This window comes from Methylocaldum sp. GT1TLB, assembly GCF_051027445.1.
Classification (GTDB): Bacteria; Pseudomonadota; Gammaproteobacteria; order Methylococcales; family Methylococcaceae; genus Methylocaldum.
The window spans coordinates 1,796,237-1,820,031 of the sequence record NZ_CP194898.1; the positions used below are offsets into that span (position 1 = coordinate 1,796,237).

At 60.8% G+C, this 23,795-nt stretch carries 21 protein-coding genes; 12 read left to right on the forward strand and 9 right to left on the reverse strand.

Going from position 1 to position 23,795, the window contains the following annotated elements; all coding sequences use genetic code 11:
* Window positions 1-43 precede the first annotated feature (43 nt).
* Window positions 44-385, forward strand: coding sequence for a PadR family transcriptional regulator (locus tag ACR2R1_RS07790; protein WP_086134161.1), 342 nt, complete (start codon window positions 44-46; stop codon window positions 383-385).
* A 338-nt stretch (window positions 386-723) separates the two neighbouring features.
* On the opposite strand, the gene ACR2R1_RS07795 is transcribed toward ACR2R1_RS07790, so the two are convergent.
* From ACR2R1_RS07795 to ACR2R1_RS07815, 5 genes are all read right to left on the reverse strand, one after another.
* A complete protein-coding gene (locus ACR2R1_RS07795; RefSeq protein WP_434113420.1) occupies window positions 724-984 on the reverse strand; it encodes a sulfatase/phosphatase domain-containing protein in 261 nt (86 codons plus the stop codon).
* A gap of 61 nt (window positions 985-1,045) precedes the next feature.
* Complete coding sequence (locus ACR2R1_RS07800) at window positions 1,046-1,657, reverse strand: hypothetical protein (RefSeq protein ID WP_156879812.1); 612 nt, start codon at window positions 1,655-1,657, stop codon at window positions 1,046-1,048.
* A 402-nt stretch (window positions 1,658-2,059) separates the two neighbouring features.
* Entirely contained in the window at window positions 2,060-3,055 is a 996-nt protein-coding gene (locus ACR2R1_RS07805; protein ID WP_156879811.1) for an HAD family hydrolase, read from the reverse strand.
* Between the two features lie 98 nt (window positions 3,056-3,153).
* Complete coding sequence (locus ACR2R1_RS07810; RefSeq protein ID WP_156879810.1) at window positions 3,154-3,978, reverse strand: hypothetical protein; 825 nt, start codon at window positions 3,976-3,978, stop codon at window positions 3,154-3,156.
* Between the two features lie 602 nt (window positions 3,979-4,580).
* Entirely contained in the window at window positions 4,581-5,945 is a 1,365-nt protein-coding gene (locus ACR2R1_RS07815) for a KamA family radical SAM protein (RefSeq protein WP_086134158.1), read from the reverse strand.
* Between the two features lie 498 nt (window positions 5,946-6,443).
* On the opposite strand from ACR2R1_RS07815, the gene ACR2R1_RS07820 reads away from it, so the two are divergent.
* The 9 genes from ACR2R1_RS07820 (at window position 6,444) to ACR2R1_RS07860 (ending at window position 14,078) form a co-directional block, all read left to right on the forward strand.
* Window positions 6,444-7,019, forward strand: a complete 576-nt coding sequence (locus ACR2R1_RS07820) for a MarR family winged helix-turn-helix transcriptional regulator (protein WP_077730686.1) — start codon at window positions 6,444-6,446, stop codon at window positions 7,017-7,019.
* A 90-nt stretch (window positions 7,020-7,109) separates the two neighbouring features.
* Window positions 7,110-7,856, forward strand: coding sequence for a hypothetical protein (locus ACR2R1_RS07825; protein ID WP_434113424.1), 747 nt, complete (start codon window positions 7,110-7,112; stop codon window positions 7,854-7,856).
* Window positions 7,857-8,122: 266 nt separating this feature from the next.
* Window positions 8,123-10,477, forward strand: coding sequence for an arylsulfatase (locus ACR2R1_RS07830; RefSeq protein ID WP_434113426.1), 2,355 nt, complete (start codon window positions 8,123-8,125; stop codon window positions 10,475-10,477).
* Window positions 10,478-10,504: 27 nt separating this feature from the next.
* Window positions 10,505-11,512 (forward strand): formylglycine-generating enzyme family protein, encoded by a 1,008-nt coding sequence (locus tag ACR2R1_RS07835; protein WP_205780785.1) that lies wholly within the window; start codon window positions 10,505-10,507, stop codon window positions 11,510-11,512.
* 19 nt (window positions 11,513-11,531) lie between these two features.
* Window positions 11,532-11,654: a hypothetical protein gene (locus ACR2R1_RS07840; RefSeq protein WP_347258443.1), complete on the forward strand. Its 123-nt coding sequence runs from the start codon at window positions 11,532-11,534 to the stop codon at window positions 11,652-11,654.
* A 57-nt stretch (window positions 11,655-11,711) separates the two neighbouring features.
* Entirely contained in the window at window positions 11,712-11,945 is a 234-nt protein-coding gene (locus ACR2R1_RS07845; protein WP_347258444.1) for a glycine zipper family protein, read from the forward strand.
* Window positions 11,946-12,211: 266 nt separating this feature from the next.
* Window positions 12,212-12,361, forward strand: coding sequence for a hypothetical protein (locus ACR2R1_RS07850; protein WP_434113429.1), 150 nt, complete (start codon window positions 12,212-12,214; stop codon window positions 12,359-12,361).
* Between the two features lie 253 nt (window positions 12,362-12,614).
* The gene (locus ACR2R1_RS07855; RefSeq protein WP_086134154.1) at window positions 12,615-12,788 is read left to right on the forward strand and encodes a YqaE/Pmp3 family membrane protein; all 174 of its coding nucleotides are present in this window, start codon (window positions 12,615-12,617) and stop codon (window positions 12,786-12,788) included.
* Between the two features lie 54 nt (window positions 12,789-12,842).
* Window positions 12,843-14,078, forward strand: a complete 1,236-nt coding sequence (locus tag ACR2R1_RS07860; protein WP_434113431.1) for a patatin-like phospholipase family protein — start codon at window positions 12,843-12,845, stop codon at window positions 14,076-14,078.
* Window positions 14,079-14,214: 136 nt separating this feature from the next.
* On the opposite strand, the gene ACR2R1_RS07865 is transcribed toward ACR2R1_RS07860, so the two are convergent.
* A protein-coding gene (locus ACR2R1_RS07865) for an IS5 family transposase (RefSeq protein WP_139841180.1) occupies window positions 14,215-15,053 on the reverse strand; the annotation gives its coding sequence in 2 pieces (ribosomal slippage) (window positions 14,215-14,687 and window positions 14,687-15,053; 840 coding nt in all).
* A gap of 119 nt (window positions 15,054-15,172) precedes the next feature.
* On the opposite strand from ACR2R1_RS07865, the gene ACR2R1_RS07870 reads away from it, so the two are divergent.
* Window positions 15,173-16,318 carry an IS701 family transposase gene (locus tag ACR2R1_RS07870; RefSeq protein WP_434110624.1) on the forward strand — a complete coding sequence of 382 codons (1,146 nt, stop codon included), beginning with the start codon at window positions 15,173-15,175 and terminating at the stop codon, window positions 16,316-16,318.
* A 230-nt stretch (window positions 16,319-16,548) separates the two neighbouring features.
* Window positions 16,549-17,100, forward strand: coding sequence for a hypothetical protein (locus ACR2R1_RS07875; RefSeq protein ID WP_077730693.1), 552 nt, complete (start codon window positions 16,549-16,551; stop codon window positions 17,098-17,100).
* 610 nt (window positions 17,101-17,710) lie between these two features.
* On the opposite strand, the gene ACR2R1_RS07880 is transcribed toward ACR2R1_RS07875, so the two are convergent.
* From ACR2R1_RS07880 to ACR2R1_RS07890, 3 genes are all read right to left on the reverse strand, one after another.
* Window positions 17,711-20,176, reverse strand: coding sequence for a mechanosensitive ion channel domain-containing protein (locus ACR2R1_RS07880; RefSeq protein ID WP_434113433.1), 2,466 nt, complete (start codon window positions 20,174-20,176; stop codon window positions 17,711-17,713).
* Between the two features lie 361 nt (window positions 20,177-20,537).
* Window positions 20,538-21,047 (reverse strand): MarR family winged helix-turn-helix transcriptional regulator, encoded by a 510-nt coding sequence (locus ACR2R1_RS07885; RefSeq protein WP_077730696.1) that lies wholly within the window; start codon window positions 21,045-21,047, stop codon window positions 20,538-20,540.
* A 137-nt stretch (window positions 21,048-21,184) separates the two neighbouring features.
* Window positions 21,185-23,602, reverse strand: a complete 2,418-nt coding sequence (locus tag ACR2R1_RS07890; protein ID WP_434113436.1) for a sucrose synthase — start codon at window positions 23,600-23,602, stop codon at window positions 21,185-21,187.
* Window positions 23,603-23,795 lie beyond the last annotated feature (193 nt).

Consider the following 23,795-nt stretch of genomic DNA (forward strand, 5'->3'; position numbering starts at 1 on the left):
CACCTTCCGGCAGCCGGCGGGCCGGGTCGATGATCGAAAACGAATGAGCAAATTGTATTACGACATATTCCTGGCCTTCGTCCGAGTCCACCTGCTTCACCACGCCGCCGAGAAGCCCTTCTACGGCGCAGCGATGCTGGAGGAACTTCAGCGCCACGGCTATCGCCTGAGCCCCGGCACGCTCTATCCCATTCTTCATGGCCTGGAGAAGGCGGGCTATCTCAGCGTCGAGCGAACCGTGGTGGGCGGCAAGGCACGCAAGTACTACCGGATCACCGACCAGGGCCGGACCGCCTTGAAAGAGGTCAAACCCAAGCTGCGGGAACTGGTGGAAGAAGTGCTGGGTGATCTCGGACCGGCCGGAAGGCCCGATCCGTCCGAGTAACATCGGGTGAACAGCGGCATGACCAGGTTCATAGCAGCAGCCACCGAACCAGCCGCACTGGTCTACGGAACAGATACCCCGCGTCCTTGAGGCTTGCGGAAAAGGCCAAGGCCGAAGACGATGAGAAGGATGCTGACCTTAACCACGAGCAACAGCAGCGCGGCCACGCTCATGAGCGTCTCTCTCGCGTTCTTCGGCCGTGTCCGCGGGGTAGTTCCAGCATATGCGAACGCTCAGCACCCGGCGCCGCTGGCGCCTTCGTTCATTTTCGCCAGGGCCTGATCGATGGTGAAGCTGGCCGCCTTCTGGCGCAGGCTTTTCGCCTCCTGGCCGGTCAGCTAGGGCAGCAGGTTGTAGCCGTCGATATGGACCCTGAAGGTCTTGCCCGCCGCCTGGTGGCCTTTCTTGCACTTTTCCACGATATCCGGCTCGCCCGCCGCCGCGAGAAACGTCGGCAGCCAGTCGTGGTGCTGGACGATTTCGTTGGAGACCATGCCCGCCGGGATTTTGCCGGGCCAGCGCAGCAACACCGGAATGCGGAAGGCGCCCTCCCGGTTGGAGTTCTTCTCGTTACGGAACTCGTCGTCGCAGGTTTCCATACGCTTTCTGGCCAAGGGGGGCCGGTGTCCTCGATTCGAGAGGGAGCCGCTTCGGCGTCGGTCACAACACCTTGTCTTCCTTCATCTTGGCGATCAGCGCTTCAGCCAGCTCCCGGGTCACTTTGGTGACATCCTTCGGGTCGATCGACTCGCTGATTCCCGACCACACCGCTTGCTCGCGCTTGATGCCCCACAGCGTCGACTCGATGGTCATAACGTCATACGCGTGGATTTCCGGCGCGGCCGCCCAGGTTGCCCCGTACCAGCCGTAAAATCCTGGACCGGGTCCGACGTAACCGGGGCTGACGTCCAGCTTGCGTTGCACCCGGAGGACCCGTGTGACCAGCACCGAATCGGCGCCGGTTTTTGCAACCGCCTGCTTGATTCTCTCTTTCGGCAGGGGGCCTTCTTCCGGCAGCAGCGAATAACTCGCCGAGGCTTCGGTTCCGGATGTGCGCAGCGCCTGTACGAAACCGTCCTCGAACAGACGTCGGTTCGCATCGCTGCGGCTGACCCCGATGACCAGGACCTTGCGAAACGGCACATCGCTGAACTGCGGGTCCTTCCAGGAATCCTTGAGGTACGTCGTCGCGCAGGCGGCCACCAGCGCCGCTACAAGCCACAACAGACTCAAACCCAGCCTTGAATTCGGACGATTTGTTGCCGGTCTCATTCCAGCTTCGACCATCCCTGTACTCCTTAATTCTTTGTCTTGCATTCCGCTTGAAAGTTATAGCCAAACCCGACATCAGCCTCTAACGGACCTCGGTCCTGTAATAGCAGACCGCACCCGCTTGGATACACCCGCACACGAGTTATTGATCTCAGTCCAGGCCTTGAACGCGTGCGCATCGAACGCTTATTCAAAATTGCTTTCAATCTTTCAATGGGGAATCAACTTTGTAGGGTGGGTTAGGCCGCGAGGCCGTAACCCACCGGGCGGCCTCTAATCGGTGGGTTACGCGGAGCCTGTCCTGAGCGGAGACTAGGGGCTAACCCGCCATCGACGGGTTTCGCTTCGCTCTACCCATCCTACGATGAATATTCACTCGAATGCCGAATGGAATTACTCGGCTCACTCGGAAAATGGAAACACCCGCTTCCAGTCCCGCTTCATGTCCACCACCATCCAGCCGCGAGTCTTCGCCTCGTCTAGCGCTTGGTCAAGCCGGCCGACGGACGACTCGCGGTCGTAGGCCCACTCGCGCTCGGCGTCGGTATGGTGGATCAGCGCCATGAGCCGCGCCCCTTCGCCACCCGCCGTCCATTGAAGCATCTGAAGGTCACCGTCCGAATTGCCGAAGGCGGCGATGGGCCGTCGCCCGATGAACTTGTGGATGCCCACCGGCTTGCCAGCCCGGTCGTCGACGAAATCCACCTCCGGCAGCCTTACCAGCACCGGCTTGCCGTCGCGCAGTTCGAACTTCGTCTCGATGCTGCTCCCCACCACCTGTTCGGGCGGAATGTCGTAGGCTTTTTCGACCCAAGGCCGCATGAAATCTATCCCGCCGCCCGAGACGATGTAGGTCTTGAAACCGTTGGCGCGGAGGTGGGCCAGCAGTTCCCGCATGGGCTGGTAGACCAGTTCGGTGTAAGACCGCCCGAACTTGGGGTGCCGGGCCTCTGCCAGCCAGTCCTCGACGATGGCCGCGAACTCGGTCGTGGTCATGCCGGCATGGGTGGCCATGACCAGTTCGACCAGCCCCTTGTCGCCGCGGGCCGCGAGTGCCGTCAGATCGTTTTCCAGCGCGGCCTTGAACGGCTGCCGCTCCTTCCATTCGGGATGCTGCGGGGCCAGCGCCTTCACCCGGTCCAGCGCGAACAGTCCCTGGAAATACAGCGGCTGCTCGGCCCACAGGGTGCCGTCGTTGTCGAACACGGCGATGCGCTCGGTAGGTGGAACGTAATCGGCGCTCTTCCTGTCGGCCACCTTCTTTACGAACGCCAGGATGGCTTGCTTCGTTTGGCCGTTGTTCCAGGACGGCAGCGGGTCGGCGGCTTTCCGCACGGCGAGGGCGGCTCCATTCGTCAACAGGATCAGACCCAGGAAAAGAACGAACGGCCGAAACATGAGCCGGAAGGAACGATGAGCATGGGCGGCTTCTTCAATCAGTCTTCAGTCCATCCGTGTCGGACATGGGTGCATGCCCAAACTACCCGTCTCGATGTCTACCAATAGCCCGTCAGCCCGAGGAACGGACCGCTCAGGGTCACATCGGTTTCGATGATGCGCTTGCTCACGTCCAGGCGCAAGGCCTTGTAGCCTGCCTCGATCGAGGCAGGCATGCCGAACAGGGTGGTGCGGTAGCCGACCAGCCCCAGCACGGATCCGGCGAAGTCGATGTTGTCAACGCCGAAGCCGCCGCCGTTGCCGTCCACCAGGACGAACCATTTCGGGCTGAATTGCACCGTGAACCGCGCGCCTATGACCGGACTGGTGAGGCTCTTGCCGGTCGAGGCGCTGCCGATGCCCCTGAACTCGACCTGATTGTCCAGCCAGAGGGTGCGTCCGCCGGCATAGAGCTCGAGCATGTTGGAGCGCGGTTTCTCGTCCCAGTGGGCGATGCGTTCCGAGGCGGCCGGGCCGAACACGCGGTACATGGCACCATACTCCATGACGCCCAACTGGCTCGACAAGCCTTTGCTGATGCCCCGAGCGAACCGGGGCTCGAAATCCAGATCCACGTAATTGCCGTCCAGATAGAACCCCAGCCGCTCGTAATGCGCTTCGAGCCGTCCCATGAAGGCCAGCGGGAAGTTCCTCAGCTCCTCGGCGATGTCGATGAAGGTGGAGTCGACCGACTTGTTGAACGGCCCCGCGGAAAACTTGCCGTCCACGCCGGGCAGCCATGCGTAGAGCGTGAGGTTGAAGGCCCAGGGATTTTGGCTAGCGTCGCTTTCCGCCGCCGCGCTGTGGAAGCTTGGGACCGCTGCCAAGGCCGCCACAAGGGGCAAGGGTTTGTAAGACGAAAAAAAGCCGGGGTTGACAGTCATGCAGGATCTCCTTATCCAGTTCTGTTGCGTGGCTCAACGGTTATTAATCAGGCCCGTAAATACCCTCCTGGTCTTTCGGGCCGCCGCCCAGGCCCGGTACACGCCCGGCCTGGGCTCACGCGGCTTGTCGCCGCGCCGGGGCATCCCTGCCCCGGATTAACCCGGCCTATATTTATAGGCCGGGTTAATAAATCAGTTCCCTTATTCCCAATCGCTTTCGGTCAGGCATTCATTTTCGTTGGATTGGCTAGGCACACATCAGCACTGACCGACCGCCAATCACTGCGCTTCGCGTCCGCCGTAACCCACCGAGCGATCTTCAATCGGTGGGTTACGCGGAGCCGAAGGGCCTGTCCTGAGCCTGTCGAAGGGCTAACCCACCATCAATGGGTTTCGCTTCGCTCTACCCATCCTACGATTAATTTTCACTCGAATGTCGAATGGAATTATGTTGCATCAGTCCGATTTTCCTTGTCGACAGCGCAGTCGAGCTATATCCAAGGCGAATAATCCGCTCCCGACCGCCCGGACCGTTGCCGCGAACGAGACCCTGAAGCAGGCCTGCTGCAGTCCGGGCCCCTGTCGATTTCAGTTCTCTAAACCTACGATGAAGCGAACTGGCATTCACGATAGATCCGTTCCAGTTCGTCCTGGAAGAAAAACTGCGGTTGACCGAACGCGGGTTTGAGTTCGTCCAGCCATGTCGCCTTGTCGTCGTACTCGGCGAAGAACGGACGATGAATCCAATCGGGATTCCGGCCTTGTAGAAACCGCATCGTGATGATCTTTTCGCCTGCCGCCTCGGTGACGCCGAGCACCTGGACTTTGCCGGGACAGGCAGACATGCTGGGACCCCGCACCGTACGGCCGAGGCCGCTCACGCGCTGGTAAGCTTCCCGGAAAATCTCCCAGGCACGCACCAGGGGCACGGCGAAATAATGCTGAGCGCCGGTATCGCGCGCCAAGAACATGTAATACGGAACGCAGCCCAGGTCGACCTGGGCATTCCACATCCGCGCCCATAGCGCCGGGTCGTCGTTGATGTGGCGGAGCACCGGCGATTGGGTGCGGATCACCGCGCCGGTCGAGCGTAGCCGCTGAATCGCCTGCCGGACCGGCTGGGGTTCCAGCTCCCGTGGATGATTGAAATGCGCCATGATCGCCAGATGCTTGCCACTGGCGGCCACTTTCCGAAGCAGCGCGACCATGTGGTCGGAATCGGCGTCGGTGAGAAAGCGGTAAGGCCAATAGGAGAGCGCCTTGGTGCCGATCCGGATATGGCGCAGATTGGGAAGATCCGCCGCGATCAGCGGCTCCAGGTAATCGGCCAGCCGCCGCGCCGACATGAGCAGCGGATCGCCGCCGGTGAAGAGCACATCGGTCACTTCCGGGTGCGCCTTAAGATAGGCGACCAGATGTTCCGCTTCGCGGCTCGCGAACTTCAAGCCGGACAGTCCCACGAACTGCGGCCAGCGAAAGCAGAACGTGCAGTAGGCGTGGCAGGTCTGGCCCGGGCTCGGAAAAAACAGCACGGTCTCCCGGTATTTGTGCTGCATGCCGTGCAAAGGTTCGCCGTTCAAATGAGGGACGTTGAGATCCAACTGGCCCGCCGGATGGGGATTGAGCTCCAAGCGGATACGGTCCGCCGCCTCGCGGATCAGGGCCGGACTCGCGCCGGCTTTCACGAGTTCCGCCATTTCCTCGTAATGGTGCGGCAACAGCATGTCGCGCTGCGGAAAGGTCAATATGAACATCGGATCGTCGGGGATGTTATCCCAGTCGATCAGTTCGTCGACCACGAAATTGTTGGTCTTGAAGGGCAGCACTCGCCCCACGACTTCGATTTCGAACAATTGCTCCTCACTGAGCCGTGCCATTTGCGGGATTTCGCGAAAATTGCCGAGGTTGTACGCCGTGTAGCGCGTCGAATCGAATCCCGTAAAGATTTTCTTGGGAGAGATACTCATAAGATATTTCCGCCGAGAATTAGGTATAGTTGTTAAGGAGCAGGTACTGAGACGTGCACTGGACTCGAGCGTTTCCAACTCGCTGAGGACTGAGGCTTCAAAGCCGCCAACGGAAGATTTCGACCGGGTAACGCGGCATTCGGGCTACCCGATAAGGTGTCCCCCCTTATTCCGACCATCCCCCGCTTAACGAAGACGACTCTCTTGGTAAGAACGTGAGAAACCCGATGTCCCGACGTCCTGTGCGTCAGAGGGCAATAAACTGTCACATCACGTCGGCACATGGTCGGAGCTTCTCACGGGGGGGTAAGTATATTTGCACAAAAATGATTTGTGCAAATATACGTCGGGATGCCCGTCGAATCCGGGGAGTCCCGGACCGCCGTCCGTACTCCGACCATTCTCTCCCGCAAGCCCGCAAAGAGAACCGGCGCTTCCAAGTGAAGCGTGCAGCGGCAATAGGCCGTAGCACGCCAAATAGATTTTGATGACGGACACATGAAAACGATTGAATACAGACCGCAAGAAGATTCGCCGGAAATTGCCGAACCGACGGCACGGCCCCACGAAGCGCTCAAACGCTTTCGCCTGATTTTCCGTGCCGTGCAACAGCATTCGCAGTGGGTGGAATCGTGCTGCGGAGTCAGCTACGCCCAGCTTTGGGCGATGTCGGAGTTGTCGAATAACGCCGGAATGAAAGTGTCGGAACTGGCGCGAGCCATGTCGGTTCATCAATCCACCGTAAGCAATTTGCTGGTCAAGCTGGAAAAGAAAGGGCTGATCCGGCGGGAACGAACCAATCCCGATCAACGGGTGGTACGCCTTTATTTGACGGAAGCAGGGCAAGCCCTCGTGGAGCAAACTCCCGAACCCCGGCAGGGTCTGTTGCTACAGGCACTGACCGAATTGCCGGATCCGGTTTTGATCTCGCTGACCCGAAACCTGGATCTTTTGGTGGAGGCCATGCAGATCAGCGACGAACAAGCCGCCATGCAGCCTTTGGGCGTAAGCGGTCACGAATCGGAGACGAGAACGACGATGCGCCGGCGCAAGCCTCGAAAGACGGCGGACTAGCGATGCGCCTTGGCCGATCCGTGCTCGAACTTTCCCGCCGGGATCGAGACTAATTTTCGTAAGTCCCGAAAAAATAAAGAGGTCTTGGACATGGAACTTCCGAGCCGGCATCCGGTGCTCGTCACCGCGATAGCGACGTTCATGATCTCGGTCCCGCTGATGTCGTGCCGGGACGCGGCAGTGGTCAAACCCATCCCTGACTATGCGCAACTCGGCCCGGTCGAGAAAGAAGTGGCGTCCGACATCTCCCCGGTCCGGATCGTCGCCCGGCCGGAATCGTGGCCGGGAGCCAAAGCCATCGAGTTCAAGACCACACCCGTACACTTAAAAATCGACAACCGTAGCAAAACCGCGCTACTGATCCGCTACAGCGACTTCAAGGTGCGTGCGGCGCCCACCGGGAACGAGTTCTCCGCCTTGCCGGTCTTTCCGGTCGAAGCGAAAGACAGGGGGCCGGTTGTTCCCGGCACGCTGCCGATGCTGACTCCCGTGGCCTACCCGCCGATCGTGGATCCGGAATTCGGTTTTCGGGATTTCCATGTGGCGCCTTACCTAAAACCGCTCTATCCCACCGTTCCTGCTCATGAAGGTCCTTTTCCTCACGATGAATCCTATAACCCGCGCCACTCGAATTACTGGCAAGGGTCCGACTTGCCCAGTCTCGAAATGATGCGGCGAGCCCTGCCCGAAGGGGTGCTGAATCCCGGCGGGTGGGTGGCCGGTTGGCTGTATTTCCAAAAATTCGAACCCTTGCCAGCCGGGACGCTGATAGTCAGCCTAACCGATACATCCGGACGAGCTCTGACGCCGGCTCGGGTTCCTATCCAGGCGCACTGAGCCCGTGCCATCCGCGTCGAAGATGACTACGTGCTCGTACAGATGTCATTTACAGTCGACGTTAACAAAAATAAACATTTGATCGCAGCACTTCCGGCTCAAGGAGCGAAACCATGGATAACAGTGACCGGTGCCGATCAATTTCGTCATCTTCTTAGGGCCGTCCGCATTTCACACCTCGGGGCGGAAAGCTACCGCGTGATGGATTGACGCTGTCCCCAAAATCGACCAAACCGCCCGCAAGGCATTGCAAGTGGAGGTACGACATGTCTTTGAAGGAATACAAACCCGGAACCACTTTTCCCGGCGTCGTCGGCCGCACGCCCGAGACCTCCTCGCCCGCATGGCCGGAGCCGCTGCGGGCCAAACCGGGAGCGCCGAACGTGCTGTTCATCGTGCTGGACGACACCGGTTACGGCCAGCTCGGATGTTACGGTTCGCCCATCCGGACGCCGAACCTCGACAGGCTGGCGGCGAACGGCCTTCGCTACAGCAATATGCACACCACCGCGCTGTGCTCGCCTACCCGGTCCTGTCTTCTGACCGGGCGCAACCACCATTCCAACGGGATGGCCTGCATCACCGAGGGCTCCATGGGCTATCCGGGCGCGAACGGCATCATTCCCTTCGAAAACGGCTTCCTGTCGGAGATTCTCCAGCGCCAGGGCTACAACACCTTCGCGGTGGGCAAATGGCATCTCACCCCGGCGGAGCAGATCAGCGCCGCCGGGCCCTATGACCGCTGGCCGCTGGGACGGGGCTTCGAGCGGTATTACGGCTTCCTGGGCGGCGATACCCACCAGTATTACCCGGACCTGGTCCACGACAATCACGCGGTCGAACCGCCCAAAACGCCGGAAGAAGGCTACCACCTCACCGAAGACCTGGCGGATCAGGCCATCCGTTTCATCGGCGATGCCAAGCAGGCGGCTCCCGACAAGCCGTTTTTCCTGTATTTCGCCAGCGGCGCCATGCACGCTCCGCACCACGTGCCGAAAGAATGGGCCGACCGCTACCGGGGGCAGTTCGACGACGGCTGGGAAGCTTACCGGCACAAGGTCCACCAAAAACAGCTCGACATGGGCCTTATTCCGCCGGGCACCGAACTATCCCGCCACGACCCCGACGTGGCCCGCTGGGACAGCCTTACGCCGGACGAGAAAAAGCTCTACGCCCGCATGATGGAAGTCTTCGCCGGGTTTCTGGAGCATACCGACCATCACATTGGCCGGCTGCTGGATTTCATCGAAAGCCTGGGCGAGTTGGACAACACCCTGGTGATGGTGATCTCCGACAACGGCGCCAGCGCCGAGGGCGGCCCCACCGGCTCGGTCAACGAAAACAAGTTCTTCAACAATGTGCCGGAGTCGTTGGAAGCCAATCTCAAGGCGCTGGACGATCTGGGCGGCCCGAAGTATTTCAATCATTACCCCTGGGGCTGGACCTGGGCGGGCAACACCCCGTTCAAGCGCTGGAAGCGGGAAACCTACCGTGGAGGCGTCAGCGATCCTTTCATCGTGCATTGGCCGAAAGGGATCCGGGCAAAAGGGGAAATCCGCCCGCAATACGCTCACGCCATCGATTTGCTGCCGACGGTACTGGATGCCTTGCAAATCGAGCCGGCGGCGGAAATCCGCGGCGTCGCCCAATCGCCCATCGAGGGCGTGAGCTTTGCTCATACCTTTAACGAGGGGAAGGCGGAAAACCGCCACGTCACCCAATATTTCGAGATGTTCGGCCACCGATCGATCTACCACGACGGCTGGCGCGCCGTATGCCCCGTTCCGGGGCCCTCCTTTGCCGAGTCCGGAATGTCCTTCGGACAGATGGAGATTACCGAGGAAAAACTGCGCGAACTGGATGCCCACGGCTGGGAGCTGTATCACGTGGCGGAAGATTTCTCCGAAACCCGCAATCTGGCCGATCAGCACCGGGACAAACTGATCGAAATGATCGCCATGTGGTATGTCGAAGCGGGCAAATACAAGGTCCTGCCCCTCGACAGCCGCGGCACCCAGCGATTCGCCGAGGAACGTCCCCAGCTTACCCGGGGCAGGCAGCGGTACATCTATTATCCCGATACCTCGCCCGTACCCGATAACGTGGCGGTGAAGGTCCTCAACCGGCCGCACAGCATTAGCGCAGAGGTAGAAATCCACGATGGCGCCGAGGGTGTGCTGCTGGCCCACGGCGGCAGTACCGGCGGGTACTCGTTCTTCGTCAAGGACAAAAAGCTGTGCTACGTGCACAACTACGTCGGCACCGAGGAGTTCGCGGTCGAATCCGACGCGGAGGTACCACAGGGAAAGGCGGAGCTGCGCTTCGAGTTCGAACCCACCGGCCGGCCCGACCTCGCCCAAGGCAAAGGCGCGCCGGGCCGCGGCCAGCTCTACATCGACGGCAAACTCGTCGGACAGGCCGAACTTCCCGTCACCGTACCGCTTCTCATCAGCCTGGGCGAAGGGCTGACCTGCGGCCACGACGCGGCGTCTCCGGTGACATCCCGATACGAAGTGCCGTTCGCCTTCAGCGGCAAGCTGAACCGGGTAACGGTGGACGTGTCGGGCGAACTGATCGAGGACAAGGAGGCGGAGTTGCGGGCGATCATCACCCGGCAGTGAAAGGCATACGGTACAAGGATTTCAACCATGATCCACACCGAAGCCAAGACGGCGATCCGCTTCGCCTCCCCTGCCCCCGAGCCGCCCTTCCCCGATATGGTCTGGATCCCCGGCGGCGCGTTTCTGATGGGATCGGACCGGCATTATCCCGAGGAAGCCCCGGCGCACCGGGTAGCGGTGGACGGTTTCTGGATAGACCGCTTTCCGGTGACCAACGAGCGGTTCGCCCGCTTCGTGGCCGCCACCGAGCATGTCACCTTCGCCGAAATACCGCCGAATCCGGCCGATTACCCCGGCGCCTTGCCGCACATGATCTACGCCGGTTCGCTGGTGTTCGTGAAGCCGCCGGGGCCGGTGAATCTCCGCGACATCGGAAATTGGTGGTCCTACATGAAAGGCGCCGACTGGCGGCATCCGCGAGGCCTCGAGAGTTCCCTCCAAGGGCTGGAGCGGCATCCGGTAGTCCACGTCACTTTTGCCGACGCCGAGGCCTTTGCCCGCTGGGAAGGCAAGGCGCTCCCGACTGAAGCCGAGTGGGAACGGGCCGCCCGCGGCGGGTTGGACGGCGTGGCCTATGCCTGGGGCGAGGAACTGGCGCCGGAGGGCAGGATGCTGGCCAATTACTGGCAGGGGCGGTTTCCCTGGGAAAACCTCGTCGTCGACGGCTACGAGGGCACCTCCCCGGTGGGAGCCTTTCCGCCCAACGGATACGGCCTGTACGACATGATCGGCAACGTCTGGGAATGGACCGCCGACTGGTACGAACCCGGCCACCCGTCCGCGCGGCAAGCGGCCTGCTGCGTTCCCAGGAATCCGCGCGGCGGGCGGGAGGAAGCTAGCTTCGATCCCTGTGAGCCCGTGATCCGGATTCCGCGCAAGGTGCTCAAGGGCGGTTCCCATCTCTGCGCGGAGAATTACTGCCGCCGCTACCGCCCGGCGGCCCGCTTCCCGGAACCGGTCGATACCTCCACCTGCCATGTGGGCTTCCGCTGCATCGTGCGGGCGACAGGCAGAACCGGCCAAACCGAGCCGTAAGTGAAGCCTGGAGTTCGGCGTGATCGCCGGAGTCGGCGAGCGTCCGGGCTGTATGCCGGGGTTTCTGGTCGCCCTGACGCCGGCTTTGGTCGGGGTGTTCATCCTGCTGGTTCTGCAGGCGAGGATCGGGGCGGCGGCATGATGCGCCCAACCGAGGATTTCCGAAGTTTCTGCTTTTCAACCGATGGAGGGCGCTGTCATGCGAGCCTCAACCTTCTTTTCCAAAGCCATCCTCCTGGCGACCGTGCTGTTTTCCGGCGCCGGCGCGGCGATCGGTGCCATCGCCGGCAACGCCGGCCTGGGCGCCGCCATCGGCGCGGGCACCGGACTGGTGGGCAGTTATCTCTACGACAAGCACAAACAGTCCGAACAACGGGCTTACGAGCAGGGTTATCAGCAGGGACGCCAGCCACAACCGCAAACCAATCCGTAACCGCCGGGCCACTCGGGACGCATGCCGGGAAAGATGGAAAACACCGCGCCGCCGACGACTCGAATATCGATGTGGACAGGATCGAACGAATGATCGTCGACCTTTGACGAGGAACGTCCATCGGCATTAGCCATACCCTTCGAATCGGGCAAGATCAAGGAAAGCGAGTCCGGCGCGAAACCCGTCGTGCTCCGACGGATACGTTAATGCCCGTATTTCCGCTCCTTCATTCGACAACCAATAATGGCCGCAAGCGCAAAGCCCCCATGTCCGCAAGACAATGCCTTCTTGGCAAGGATCGGATTCGGCCGTATATGCCCTGGCGGATCAACATCCGTTTCGATGCCGATATCGTGCAGCGTTTCGACCGTGTCATCCTTCGCGCCGTTTCGTCGGCTATCGGCGCCGCAGGATAACGGGGCTAGTTTCACTCGCTTCGTCGGAAAGCGATGCAGCGATAGCGAAAATTCGAGCCCTTGCCAGCCGGGAAGCTAGTAGTCAGGCCTACCCGATACATCCGGGAAAGCTTTGGCGCCGGCTCGGGTTCCGATTCAGACACGCTGGAACGCAATTTTTTCGGCGCCGCTTCGGTCAAAACGAAAGAGTCCCTTCGCATTGCCTTGACCGGATTGCATTCAATCCGCCAGAACTTCAACGCGAGGTCTTATCATGACGGTCACCTTCACGGATGTTTTCAAGGTTATCTTCGCCATTCTTCTCCCGCCCCTGGGCGTCTTCATGGAAGTCGGGCTTGCAGGCGCCTTCTGGCTGAATATTCTGCTGACGATGCTGGGCTTCGTCCCAGGCGTCATTCACGCTCTTTACATCATCCTCACTCGTTGACCGGAAACGGCCGCCGACCGGCGAGTTATCCGCCAAAACGCCGGCATTGGCAGGATGGCTAGCCTGATCGTCGGTCGCGTCGTGCTCGCGATCATGAGTGTCCGAAACCTTTTCAAGTGTCTTCTGTTCGTCCTGCTGATCCTGGCTGCGGGCTGCGGTCCCGCCTTGCGTCCGTCGCTTTCGCAGCAGGAACTGCTCAGCGCCCGGGAGGCCAGCGACCGTCTGGTCAACGCGGAAATCAAGGGATTCACGCCGCGGCTCGTCACGCGGGCCAAGCAGGAGTACGACGACTATGTCCTGGGTGTCAGATCCGAGCCGCCTGTAATCGACGCTCTCGTGATCTCCGGAGGCGGAGACTGGGGAGCCTTAGGCGCGGGCTTTCTCAAGGGCTGGGGACGGGTTCCGAAGGGGCCCATGGCACGTCCCGAATTCGACGTCGTGACCGGCGTCAGCACCGGCGCCTTGATCGCGCCGTTCGCTTTTCTCGGAACCGAGCGGACCATCGATCAGGTCCTGAATATGTACCGCGAACCGCGTCCGGACATCGTGAAACTTCGAGGGCTTCTGTTCTTCCTGCCGCGCTATGCGTCGTTCACCCGCATTCCGGGGCTGGAGCGGGATATCGCGGAAGCGATCGATTCGGAGTTTCTGAACCGCATCGTCCGGGAAGGCAGGCGCAACCGTATGCTGCTGGTCAATACCACCAATCTCGATGATGGGGACATGCGCGCCTGGGATGTGGTCGAGGAAGCGAGAAGTGCTCTCCGGACCGGTGACGTGGATCGGGTGCACCGCATCCTCCTCGCGTCGGCCGCGGTGCCCGGCGTCTTCCCGCCGCGCGAGATCGACGGCCGGCTGTATGTCGATGGAGGCGTGACCGGAAATATCCTGTATGGCGCGAGAACGCACGACGAAGACAGCTTTTCGGCGGTCTGGAAGAAGACTTACCCGGACCTGCCGATCCCCAAGCAGCGTTACTGGGTCATCCTCAACAACCAGTTCCGTTTTCTGCCGCAAATCACCCGGCAGACCTGGGCCGCCATCATGCGCCGCAGCACCAACCTGGCGACCCAGTCGGCTACCGTCAACGCGCTACGCCATCTTTACGCATTGGCCGAGATTTCGAAATTGAAGAGAGGCGCCGATGTCGAGATCCGGGTCATCTCGGTTCCCGCCGATTGGACGCCGCCGAAACCGGGCGTGTTCGTAAAGGAAACGATGAACGCCCTGGCGGACCTCGGGGAACGCATGGGTGCGAATCCTTCGAGTTGGCGCACCGAGCCGCCTTGAGCGGAATGCTCGGAAGCCGCGACGGCATCGGAATTCAAGTCGAACGGACGGCACCGGGGCGCTCCGGTCGCGGTCGGATCGATTGATTTTGGAGCGGCTGTCGGATTGGTTTTCGGCCCGCTCCCGCACTAAGAGCCTATCCCAATAGGCCGGTGGCTCGCCAGGTGATGATGCCCAGTGTCAGATGCAACAGAGCGAGATAGGTATCCGCCCGCTTTTCCCAGCGGATGAGAATGCGCCGAAAGCGGTTCATCCAACTGTGCGTGCGCTCTACGACCCAGCGCCGCGCTGCGAATCCCGCGTCCCGCTTGATCGCTTGGGCCTCCTCGCCGCGGGTTCGAAGGTGGGCCGTGAACCCGAACGCGTGGACAATATCCCGCACCTCGTCATAGTCATACCCTTTATCCAAACATAATCCTTGGGGCTGTTCCGGGGTCGGTTCGGGCCGCTGGGCTTGAACCGCCGCCAGCGTCGAACGGACCAGTTTCATGTCGTGGCGGTTGGCACCCTCGACCACTACGGCCAGTGGGATTCCATCCGCCTCGGTCAACAGGCTGCGCTTGACCCCCTGTTTGCCCCTGTCCGTCGGATTTGGCCCCGTTTTTTTGTGCCGGCCAGGGGCGCCTTGGTCGTGGCGCCATCCAGGGATAGCCAACTCCAGTCGATGCCCTTGAGCCGCTCGTATTCGAGCAACCCCTCCTGCCAGAAACGCTCGAAAATACCCGCCTCAACCCATTCCAGGAACCGGCGGTGGGCACTACTGCTGGAGCAGATCCCCGTCGCATTCAGGGCATTCCATTGACACCCGGTACGCAGGACGAACACAATCGCATTCATCGCCACACGGTCGTCGACCCGGCGACGATGACATCCCAGGGGATGCGGCTTGGGCACGTGCACCGGAAGCAGGGGTGACATCTTTTCCCATAAGGCGTCGGGAATCCGCCAGCCATCGTCTTCGGTAATGAGTCCCATGGGTCTTCTCCTCGGTTACCGGTTAAAGACGCTTATTATCGCCTATTGGGATAGGCTCTAATACTACAGCCGCATTTATTTAGGTCTAACAAGCATGGTAATCGACTGAGGAGACTGCCATGCAAGACTCGATACGACAGTGGGACGCGGAGCTGACCGCACTGCATGCGCGGATTGGCTCGCGTTTTCGGCGGGCGGAACCGCGGCAACGCGCGTTGGGGTATCTGCGTGGGCTGTTAAGTCCGGTCGCGCGCAAGAACGGCTGGCAGCTGGCGGAGCACTTGGGGGAGCGGACCCCGGATGGCGTCCAGCGGCTGTTGAATGGCGCTGAGTGGGATGCCGATCGGGTACGGGATGACCTGAGGGCTTACGTGGTGGAGCGGTTGGCCGATCCAGAGGCGGTGTTAGTGGTGGACGAGACGGGTTTTTTGAAGAAAGGCACGCACTCGGTCGGAGTCAAGCGCCAATACAGTGGCACGGCCGGCCGCATCGAGAACAGCCAGGTCGGCGTTTTTCTCGCTTATGCCAGTGTGCACGGGGCGGCTTTTCTCGATCGGGCACTGTACCTGCCCAAGGAGTGGGCCGCCGCCCCCCATCGCCGCGCCGAGGCGCACGTGCCTGAAGGGGTGACGTTTCGCACCAAGCCTGGGTTAGCGTTGGAGATGATCGAACGCGCGTTGGACGCCGGTGTGCCGTGCCGCTGGGTGACCGGTGATGAGGTGTATGGGGGCGATCGGCGGCTGCGGTTTTGGCTGGAGCAACGGCGCCAGCCGTTTGTGCTGGGGGTGGCCTGTAACGTGCCGTTGTGGCGTGATGGTCCGGTGTATCGGCCGGCGCAGGAACTCGCCGCCGAACTACCCGCTTCGGCGTGGCAGCGGCACTCGGCCGGAGACGGTGCCAAGGGGCCACGGGAGTACGACTGGGCGTGGCAGCCTTTGTGGCGGTGGCAACCGACCGCTGAGGAGCGGGCCTGGGGCCATTGGCTGGTGGTGCGCCGGAGTCTTGAGGATCCGAGCAAGCTGGCGTATTACGTAGCGTTTGCCCCGCGGGAGGGCACGACGCTGGAGACCCTGATTCAGGTCGCCGGGCGACGGTGGACCATTGAAGTGGGCTTCGAGAGGGCCAAGCAGGACTGTGGGTTGGACGAGTATGAGGGACGGACGTGGGACGCCTGGCATCGGCATATCACCTTGGCGCTGCTGGCCCAGGCGTTCTTGGTGGCTATGAGCACCCAAGCGAAAAAAGGGGCACTGAGGCCGGCTTGATCCCATTTACTGCCCCGGAAGTCCGCCGCTTGCTGGTCCACGTGCTCTGGACCCGGCGTCCCGAGGCGGCGCATGTGCTGGCCTGGTCACTCTGGCGGCGCCGTCATCAGTGGCGCGCCAGGCAGTGCCATTACCGACGCCGCTGTCGTGGTCGTCCACCATAACTGCGACTGTAGTACTAAGGCCATCCTTACGTACGAATGGAAACTGCTCTAGGAAAGGAGAACGACATGGGCGTACGAATCAGTGCTTTTGGCTTGCGCGCGATTCTGCCGATGCTTGCCGTAATGGCCGCCTCATGCGCGAGCCAGCCCGGCGGGCGGGAAACCGCGACCGAAGGAGACGCCTGTTCCCGCCTGAAAGCGGTCATCGCCGCTGCCGACAATCGCTTCGAAAACATCAAGGGCGCGAAGAGCATACACCGCCTCGGCGACCGCTGGGATGCGGAAAGCATTTTTCCCGATACGGCCTGCGAGGTGTGGAAATGGAGCGGCAACGAACATTATTACTGCCTGTGGAACAAAACCGACGAAGCCGCTGCCCGGCAGAGTTTCGAAGAAGGCAAGAAGGCCGTCGGGGCTTGCCTGGGCGATGCATGGACGCTGACCGAAGAGCAGGCCAGGACCGGGAGAGTCGCGGTGTTTTCCAGAGAAGACGAGGATACCCGCGTATCGCTCCGGTATCTGGCCGATACGCGGCGATACCGCCCGACCTGGCACACCAGCCTGATTATCGGAAACGCCCTGCACGATCCGAGCCTGCTCTATCATCCCGCTCGATAGAGCGTTTTCATTTCGCTCGTACGACAAAACAGGCGTGGCGGAAGTCGCTGGCGCCTTCGGCTACCGTAAATTGATTCAAGCATTCGTAGGTCGGCAATCCTTTGCCGACGAACCCCTTGGCCCGACCGCACCGTCGGGAAGGGGGGCTTCGGCGCTCCAATCGCAAACGGTCATCCCAGGAGCGCTGGGATGACCCTTCCAATCGCAAACGGCCTGGCCGGGAGCGCCGGCCACGCCCTTCCCGAAGACACCGTTTGCGATTGGAAGGTCGCGACTAAAGCGACGTTTGCGATTGGAAAGGATTCCCGACCTACAGGGTACTACGGTCGTAGGTCGGCAATCCTTTGCCGACGAAGATACCTGCTACCGAGCACAGGCTTAAGAGATACGAACGAGTCCATAGCCGCGAAAAGCTGGCAGCCTCGGCTTTGGACGGCGATCCGGCGGCTTCGGCATCGGGTACTGCTGGCCGGCAGCGCCGAATCGCCCAGCCGTTATTAATCAGGCCCGTAAATACCCTCCTGGTATTTCGGGCCGCCGCCCAGGCCCGGTACACGCCCGGCCTGGGCTCACGCGGCTTGTCGCCGCGCCGGGGCATCCCTGCCCCGGATTAACCCGCGCGCAGCTGTGCGGTCGTTTTCCCTTCGCCGGACTTGAGGGCCGACAGCGCCGCTTCGCCGGTTTGGGGTACGCCTTGCAGGTACAAGGCACGGGTGGGAAACGCGAACTGCAATCCTTCGTTCTGAAACGATTCGAAAATCATCAGATTGATGCCCTGCTGCACGTTCATGTAATCGTTGTAATCGGCGCTCAGAACGTAGTAAACGACTTCGAACAGCAGGGAGAATTCGCCGTAAGCCTTGAAATGGGCGCGGTCGAAACGGACGTTGGCCTGGGCCTCGACGGCATTCCGCAATAGGCTTGGGACCTTGACCAGCTTTTCGTATGGCGTGTGGTAAACGAGCCCGATTTGAAACGCCACGCGCCGCTCCCGCATGCGTTTGAAATTGCGAATCCGGGTATTCAGCAGATCGCTGTTCGCGCAGATGATCTGCTCGCCGTCGAGACTGCGGATGCGGGTGGTCTTGATACCGATGTGCTCGACCGTTCCCATGAGCTGATCGAAAATGATGAAATCGCCGGCCACGAAGGGCTTGTCGAAAGCGATGGACAGCGAGGACAACAGATCGCCCAGTATCCGTTGCAGCGCCAGCGCGACCGCGACGCCGCCGATTCCGAGACCGGCCGCCAGCGCCGTGATATCCACGCCGAAATTTTGCAGCGCGAGCAGCAGCGCCAGCGACCAGACCGCCAGTTGACTGAGCGAATTGAAAATCGACAGCGCTCCCAGGCTGGTTTGGTCACGCTTGGTTTTTTTGCCCAAATAGTCGAAGACCCAAACTCTGAGGAAGTAGCTCACCCAGGTGGAAACCTGGAAGAGCAGCGTGACGATGGTCAGTTTGCGTATGATGCCGCTGAGCGCCGGATCCAGGCGCAGCAGCAGCGTCGACGCAAACACCGAGACCATGAGCAAAAAGACCGTGCGGGTTTGCCGGACGCCGGCAAAGAACTCGCCGATCAGAACGTTTTGCCGACGCTCGAGATAACGCTGCAAAGCTGAGATGAGAAAATTCCGAACGAACACCAGCAGGCTGAACAGCCCGGACACTGCTACCAGCGCCAAACCCCAGTCGCGCACGCGGTTGCCGTTCAATTCCGTATCCAGGACCAACTCCGCCAGCTCGCGCCAGCTTCGGTGCTCGGTACGGTCGTTGACCGACTCGACGACTTTTTGGAGCAGGCCGCGGGTCTTTTCGAGATAAGCATCCTGATCGCGCAAGTGGTCGATCAGCGATTCCGCCGATTGGTGCTGCTGTTCCAGCCAGCGCGCGGAACTTCCGCCGTCGCGCTCCGAATTGGAAAGCTTGTTTTCGATCGAGATCAGTTGCTTTTTCCAGTCCTGGAGCAAAAGAATCACGGCGCGTTCGGTCTGATCGAGCGCGGCCAAGGCGTCGACCGCTTCCTCCTTCCATTTCACCCATTCCACGGGCTTGCCGAAACCGTTGATGACGGCGTGACGCCGCCGCCAGGCCGTATTCCACGTTCCGATCAGCTCCACACGCTTGTTTAAACCGGAAATCTTCGTTTCCAAGGATTCCTTGGCCAAACGCCGCGCTTCGACCTCTTCCGACAGCTCCCCGAGTTTGTCCAGGGGCGCGTTCGCCATACGCTGCCTCGCATCGTGCAGACGACTTTCGTTGGCGATCTGCTGGCCATCCATTCTTCTCAATTCGCGCTTCAGTTCGAGTTCTTCCTTCTCGATTTGCTGCAGCCGCTCCTCGAGCTCCTTGTCGGTGAATTGTACGCGGCCGGCCAATAGGCTCAGGCGCCGTTCGAGCAGCTTCACGGATGCTTCGGCAACGGTCAGCTTTCGTTTTTCCCTTTCCAGGTTCAATTCACCGAGCCGCAGCGTTTCCTCGGCCTGCTTAAGTTCCCACCGGGCCGATTGCAAACGCAGGGAATCGGGCTCCCCGTCTGACGAAGCGGCCTTCTCGCCCTCGTCGGCGGCCAGTTCCTTTTGCTTCCCGGCCACAGCCGCCCGCGCCTGCTCGACCTGAGCGTTAGCCTGATCGACGGCGGCTCTCAACGCGGACAGGCGCGCCGTTTGTGCGCTCAACTCGGACGACGCGTTATCCAGTTCGCTCACCGGCACCGGATCATCGCTGGTCTCGAGCGTTTTCGCAGCTTCCAGGTATTTCCGCTCCTCGACCGCCAGCGTCTCGATTTCCTGCTGCGCCGCGAGCTGCCGCTCGAAGACGGAATCGAGCTGTTTCAGGGTTTCCAGCTGCTGGTTCAGTACGGCCGCCCTGTCCGATCCGGATGCGGATCCCGCATCCATGGCTTTTCGGACCGACTCCATGGCGGACGCCACCTCTTGTCGGCCGGCCTTGATGCGATCAACCGGATTCAAGGCTTCTTCTGCCGAAAGAGCCGGTTTCGCCGCCTCGGCCTCGCCCGGCGCCGGCTGAGCCGTCTCCTGAGCCAGCGCAGATTGGGCCAGCCAGAAAACAAGCATCCCCAGCGACAAATCGATTACGGATCGATATAGGGTTCTTTTTGAAGGACCCATTAAGTACCCCCCATTTTGATAGCGTTTATTGGTTCGAATTAATGCGTTTGACGTGACGGCGTGATGCCGGACGCTACATGTTGCAAAGCGTTTTGGGTTGCAGTACCTCTACGATCTTGAACAGGGGCCGATCAATAATGTTCGGGAGCGGAATTTATTAATCAGGCCCGTAAATACCCTCCTGGTATTTCGGGCCGCCGCCCAGGCCGGTACACGCCCGGCCTGGGCTCACGCGGCTTGTCGCCGCGCCGGGGCATCCCTGCCCCGGATTAACCCGCGGCCAGAGGCCGCCCCACCAGCCGGCTCGTCAGCATCCCGCATCCTCGGCATCGTCGGTGAGGAACCGCAAACCCGCTTCGATGCATTCGGCATCGTGAACCGGCTTGGGCTTGACGCGCGACATATCCATCATGCCGGCGACCCGTTGCAGGCTGGAAAGGATGAGAGTCTGCTCCCAGTCGTTCAATTGCCGGAAAGCAGCCACGAAGTCGACATGCAGCAGCGAGGGCGCGTGGCGGAGAGCCTCCCGGCCCGCATCGGTGAGGGTGATGGTCAGGCGCCGCTTGTCTTCGGCGCTGCGCTCGCGCCGGATCAGGGCCTTGAGTTCGAGGTGGTCGAGCACCGTGGTGATCGTCCCTTGACTCAGATTGACCGCCTGGCTGAGTTGATTGGCCGTCAAAGGCCCTTGTTTCGTCAAGGCGCGCAAAACCATCAACTGAGAGCCGGTCAGTCCCACCTTTTGCAACTGCTTGGATTGCAGATCGAGCGCACGGACGATGCGCCGGAGCTCTATCAATACTTGTTCGTTAATTTCCATACGCTAGAACATTTTCCGGTTTGGCGTAGCGCCCGAGGTAGGTCGGCAATCCCTTGCCGACACAACGGACTTGTCGGCAAAGGATTGCCGACCTACAAATTGTTCTTTAATTCCCATAGGCTAAAACGTGCTCGAAATCAGGCCATGGCTTGGGCCAGACGGCGGAATTGCAGGCTGTATAAAGCCTGAAGATAACGCTGAGTCTCCCGGCGCTCCAAATCGGTCACGTGGCGCCAGAACCCGTAGACTCGGGACAAGGTCATCATCCGCTCGGCATAGTGCTGCCAGGTATAGCGTTGGGCAACCCGCGCGAGCGCTCCCTCCGAGATTCGCGCCCAGTATTCCGGCTCGTTGCGCGCTCTGGCAAAGAAACGCGCGATGCGTTCCGCCGCCGCATCGCCATGATTCGGATCGACGTGAAAGCCGGATAGTCCGTCCTCGATGATCTCCGAAGGCCCGCCGAAGCAGGTGGCGAAACAGGGGAGGCCCGAAGCCATCGCCTCGATCACCGTAAGTCCGAAGGCCTCGAACAAGGCCGGCTGGACGAAAGCCCCGCGGCTGTCCGCCACGTAGCGATAAAGCTCGCCGGCCAAGTTTTTGGGCAGTCTGAGGCCCAGCCAGCGCACCTGCCGGTCCAGCCCGTACCGGTCGAACAAGGCGTGCACGCGCCGGATCTGTCCGATTTCCTCGGTGTCGGAAGAACGTTCCGGATCCACGTAACCGGAAATCACCAGCAGATTGGCCTCCCCGCGCAGCTTCTCGGAAGCGCCGAACCATTCCACCAGTCCGGCGATGTTCTTGATGTGGTCCAGCCGCGCCATGGTGAACAGCAGCGGCTTGTCCCGCTCATGCAGGATCCCGCGTGCGTCGGCCTTCTCCGCCTCGCCGTAGATCAGCTCCTCTATTTCTGCATGCAGATGGGGCAGGCGTCGGTCGGCGGCGGTGTAGGGGAAATAAGCCGCCGCATCGGCGCCCGGCGAAACGATGTTGAACTTCGGATCATAGACGTCTATCCCGTTCACGACCCGAAACAACTTGGGCATGGTAAACGCCGCGTGACTCTCGTACTGCCCCACGCTGTCGCGGGTACCCGCTATTTCCTGATAGCTGCTGGCGATGATGAAGTCGGCCGCGTTCATCGCGATCAGGTCGGCGGTGAACTGGCAGGAAAAATGGTACTGGGATTCGTTATCCTGCCAGAACAGATCGGAATGGCAATACTTGGTCTTTTCCAAGGCATGGGCGATGTTGCACTGGGTCACGCCCAGGCGTTGCGACAGAAGGGTCGCAACCAGATTGCCGTCCGAGTAGTTGCCGACGATCAAGTCGGGACGCCCGCCCAGTTCGGCGAGCAGCTCGCGCTCCGCGTCCAGGGTATAGCGCTCCAGATAAGGCCAGACCTCGAACCGGGAAATCCAGTGCGTCACGATCTCGCCGGACACGTTGCGGAAAGGTACCCTGAGTATCCGGGCGTTGCACGTCCCGGAAATGGGCTCGAGACGCTGGTCGCAGCTGGTCCCCTCCGCCTGCGGTATCAACCGCGTCACCACCACGATTTGCGGCTCGATGTCGAGCCCCTGCTCGAACAGGCGGGAACGCATTTCGGTCTCCAGGGCGCGCACCTGATCGAGGATGTAGACCACCTGCCCGCCGGTGTCGGGACGGCCGAGCACATTGGCCTGACCGAAATAGCCGTGCGGCGAAATGATCGCCAGCGAGAAGACCATGGGCAAACGCGCGAGAAAGGTTTCCAATCCTCTCGGATCGGGCGCCTCGAGGAGATCCTGAAGCAGGCTCATGGTGTCGCGGATGCGAGAGACCTCGCGCCCCCAGCCGGTCTCGAACCCTAGGGCGCGCAAGGCCGCCGCCACTTCCTCCCAGGTCGCCGAAGGCTCGTGGCCGGCGAGCATGTCGTCGGCTTGGCGCAAGGCCCTGCGCAAGTCGCGAACGCTCCTGATCTGCTCGTTGAGCATCAGGGTCTGGCCACGGAACGAGTGAATGCTCAGAAAATTCAAGATTCGCTCGCCGCCCTCGCCCAATTCGTCGAACAGTTGCCGGGATAGATGTTTGTTCAAGAACTCCACGCCGCGGCCTATCGATCTCGCCTCCTGGAGCTTTGGAAACTCGCGGGAGAACGGCCCGAAATCGATTTCCAGCAGCCATTCGTCTATATCGTGCTGCCTCGTCGCCAAGCCTTCCTTGAAACGCAGAAAGTCCTGCACCGTCACCTCCTCGACCGTCAGCCCTTCGAGCGCGATGCGCACATAGCGCCAGGTGGCGATGCGAAGCCGGATGGCAAGATAGACCCAGGCGTCGTTAAGGGCGGCCTCCTGAGTAAAGCGTATGGTTTTTGCCAAGGGCGTTTGCTTTAGCCCCTCGGGCGCATCGTCCGCGGTGCAAACGTCGGCGAAAGCGTCGCAGAGATCGGAACGCTGCAAAAAACCGCGCTCCAGTTTTCGAATTTGATGGAGCACCCGATGGCCCACGGTGGGGCTTGCGTCCAGAAACGCGCGCAATTGCACGATCAAATCGTCGCCCCGCGTTTTTTCAGTCATAAGCGTTTCCACTGATCCGGTCTCTTTTATTTTGATGTCAAATAATTATTCAGCTTGCACTTCCTGTCAATTCTGGAGCCTCGTCCGCACCCACCATATCATTAACATATGGTTATCTTGTCATCCGCAATCAACGAGGTTGACAAATCCCAACAAACATTTTGAAATCAAATTATGAGCCATCATCAGAAAT

Bases quoted from the DNA above. Each gene is read 5' to 3' on its own strand.
- ACR2R1_RS07835 (WP_205780785.1), top strand. From the start codon at position 10,505: ATGATCCACACCGAAGCCAAGACGGCGATCCGCTTCGCCTCCCCTGCC.
- ACR2R1_RS07800 (WP_156879812.1), bottom strand. From the start codon at position 1,657: ATGAGACCGGCAACAAATCGTCCGAATTCAAGGCTGGGTTTGAGTCTG.
- ACR2R1_RS07805 (WP_156879811.1), bottom strand. From the start codon at position 3,055: ATGTTTCGGCCGTTCGTTCTTTTCCTGGGTCTGATCCTGTTGACGAAT.
- ACR2R1_RS07820 (WP_077730686.1), top strand. From the start codon at position 6,444: ATGAAAACGATTGAATACAGACCGCAAGAAGATTCGCCGGAAATTGCC.
- ACR2R1_RS07790 (WP_086134161.1), top strand. From the start codon at position 44: ATGAGCAAATTGTATTACGACATATTCCTGGCCTTCGTCCGAGTCCAC.
- ACR2R1_RS07795 (WP_434113420.1), bottom strand. From the start codon at position 984: ATGGAAACCTGCGACGACGAGTTCCGTAACGAGAAGAACTCCAACCGG.
- ACR2R1_RS07810 (WP_156879810.1), bottom strand. From the start codon at position 3,978: ATGACTGTCAACCCCGGCTTTTTTTCGTCTTACAAACCCTTGCCCCTT.
- ACR2R1_RS07845 (WP_347258444.1), top strand. From the start codon at position 11,712: ATGCGAGCCTCAACCTTCTTTTCCAAAGCCATCCTCCTGGCGACCGTG.
- ACR2R1_RS07855 (WP_086134154.1), top strand. From the start codon at position 12,615: ATGACGGTCACCTTCACGGATGTTTTCAAGGTTATCTTCGCCATTCTT.
- ACR2R1_RS07875 (WP_077730693.1), top strand. From the start codon at position 16,549: ATGGGCGTACGAATCAGTGCTTTTGGCTTGCGCGCGATTCTGCCGATG.
- ACR2R1_RS07880 (WP_434113433.1), bottom strand. From the start codon at position 20,176: ATGCTTGTTTTCTGGCTGGCCCAATCTGCGCTGGCTCAGGAGACGGCT.
- ACR2R1_RS07830 (WP_434113426.1), top strand. From the start codon at position 8,123: ATGTCTTTGAAGGAATACAAACCCGGAACCACTTTTCCCGGCGTCGTC.
- ACR2R1_RS07870 (WP_434110624.1), top strand. From the start codon at position 15,173: ATGCAAGACTCGATACGACAGTGGGACGCGGAGCTGACCGCACTGCAT.
- ACR2R1_RS07850 (WP_434113429.1), top strand. From the start codon at position 12,212: ATGTCCGCAAGACAATGCCTTCTTGGCAAGGATCGGATTCGGCCGTAT.
- ACR2R1_RS07825 (WP_434113424.1), top strand. From the start codon at position 7,110: ATGGAACTTCCGAGCCGGCATCCGGTGCTCGTCACCGCGATAGCGACG.
- ACR2R1_RS07815 (WP_086134158.1), bottom strand. From the start codon at position 5,945: ATGAGTATCTCTCCCAAGAAAATCTTTACGGGATTCGATTCGACGCGC.
- ACR2R1_RS07890 (WP_434113436.1), bottom strand. From the start codon at position 23,602: ATGACTGAAAAAACGCGGGGCGACGATTTGATCGTGCAATTGCGCGCG.
- ACR2R1_RS07860 (WP_434113431.1), top strand. From the start codon at position 12,843: ATGGCTAGCCTGATCGTCGGTCGCGTCGTGCTCGCGATCATGAGTGTC.
- ACR2R1_RS07885 (WP_077730696.1), bottom strand. From the start codon at position 21,047: ATGGAAATTAACGAACAAGTATTGATAGAGCTCCGGCGCATCGTCCGT.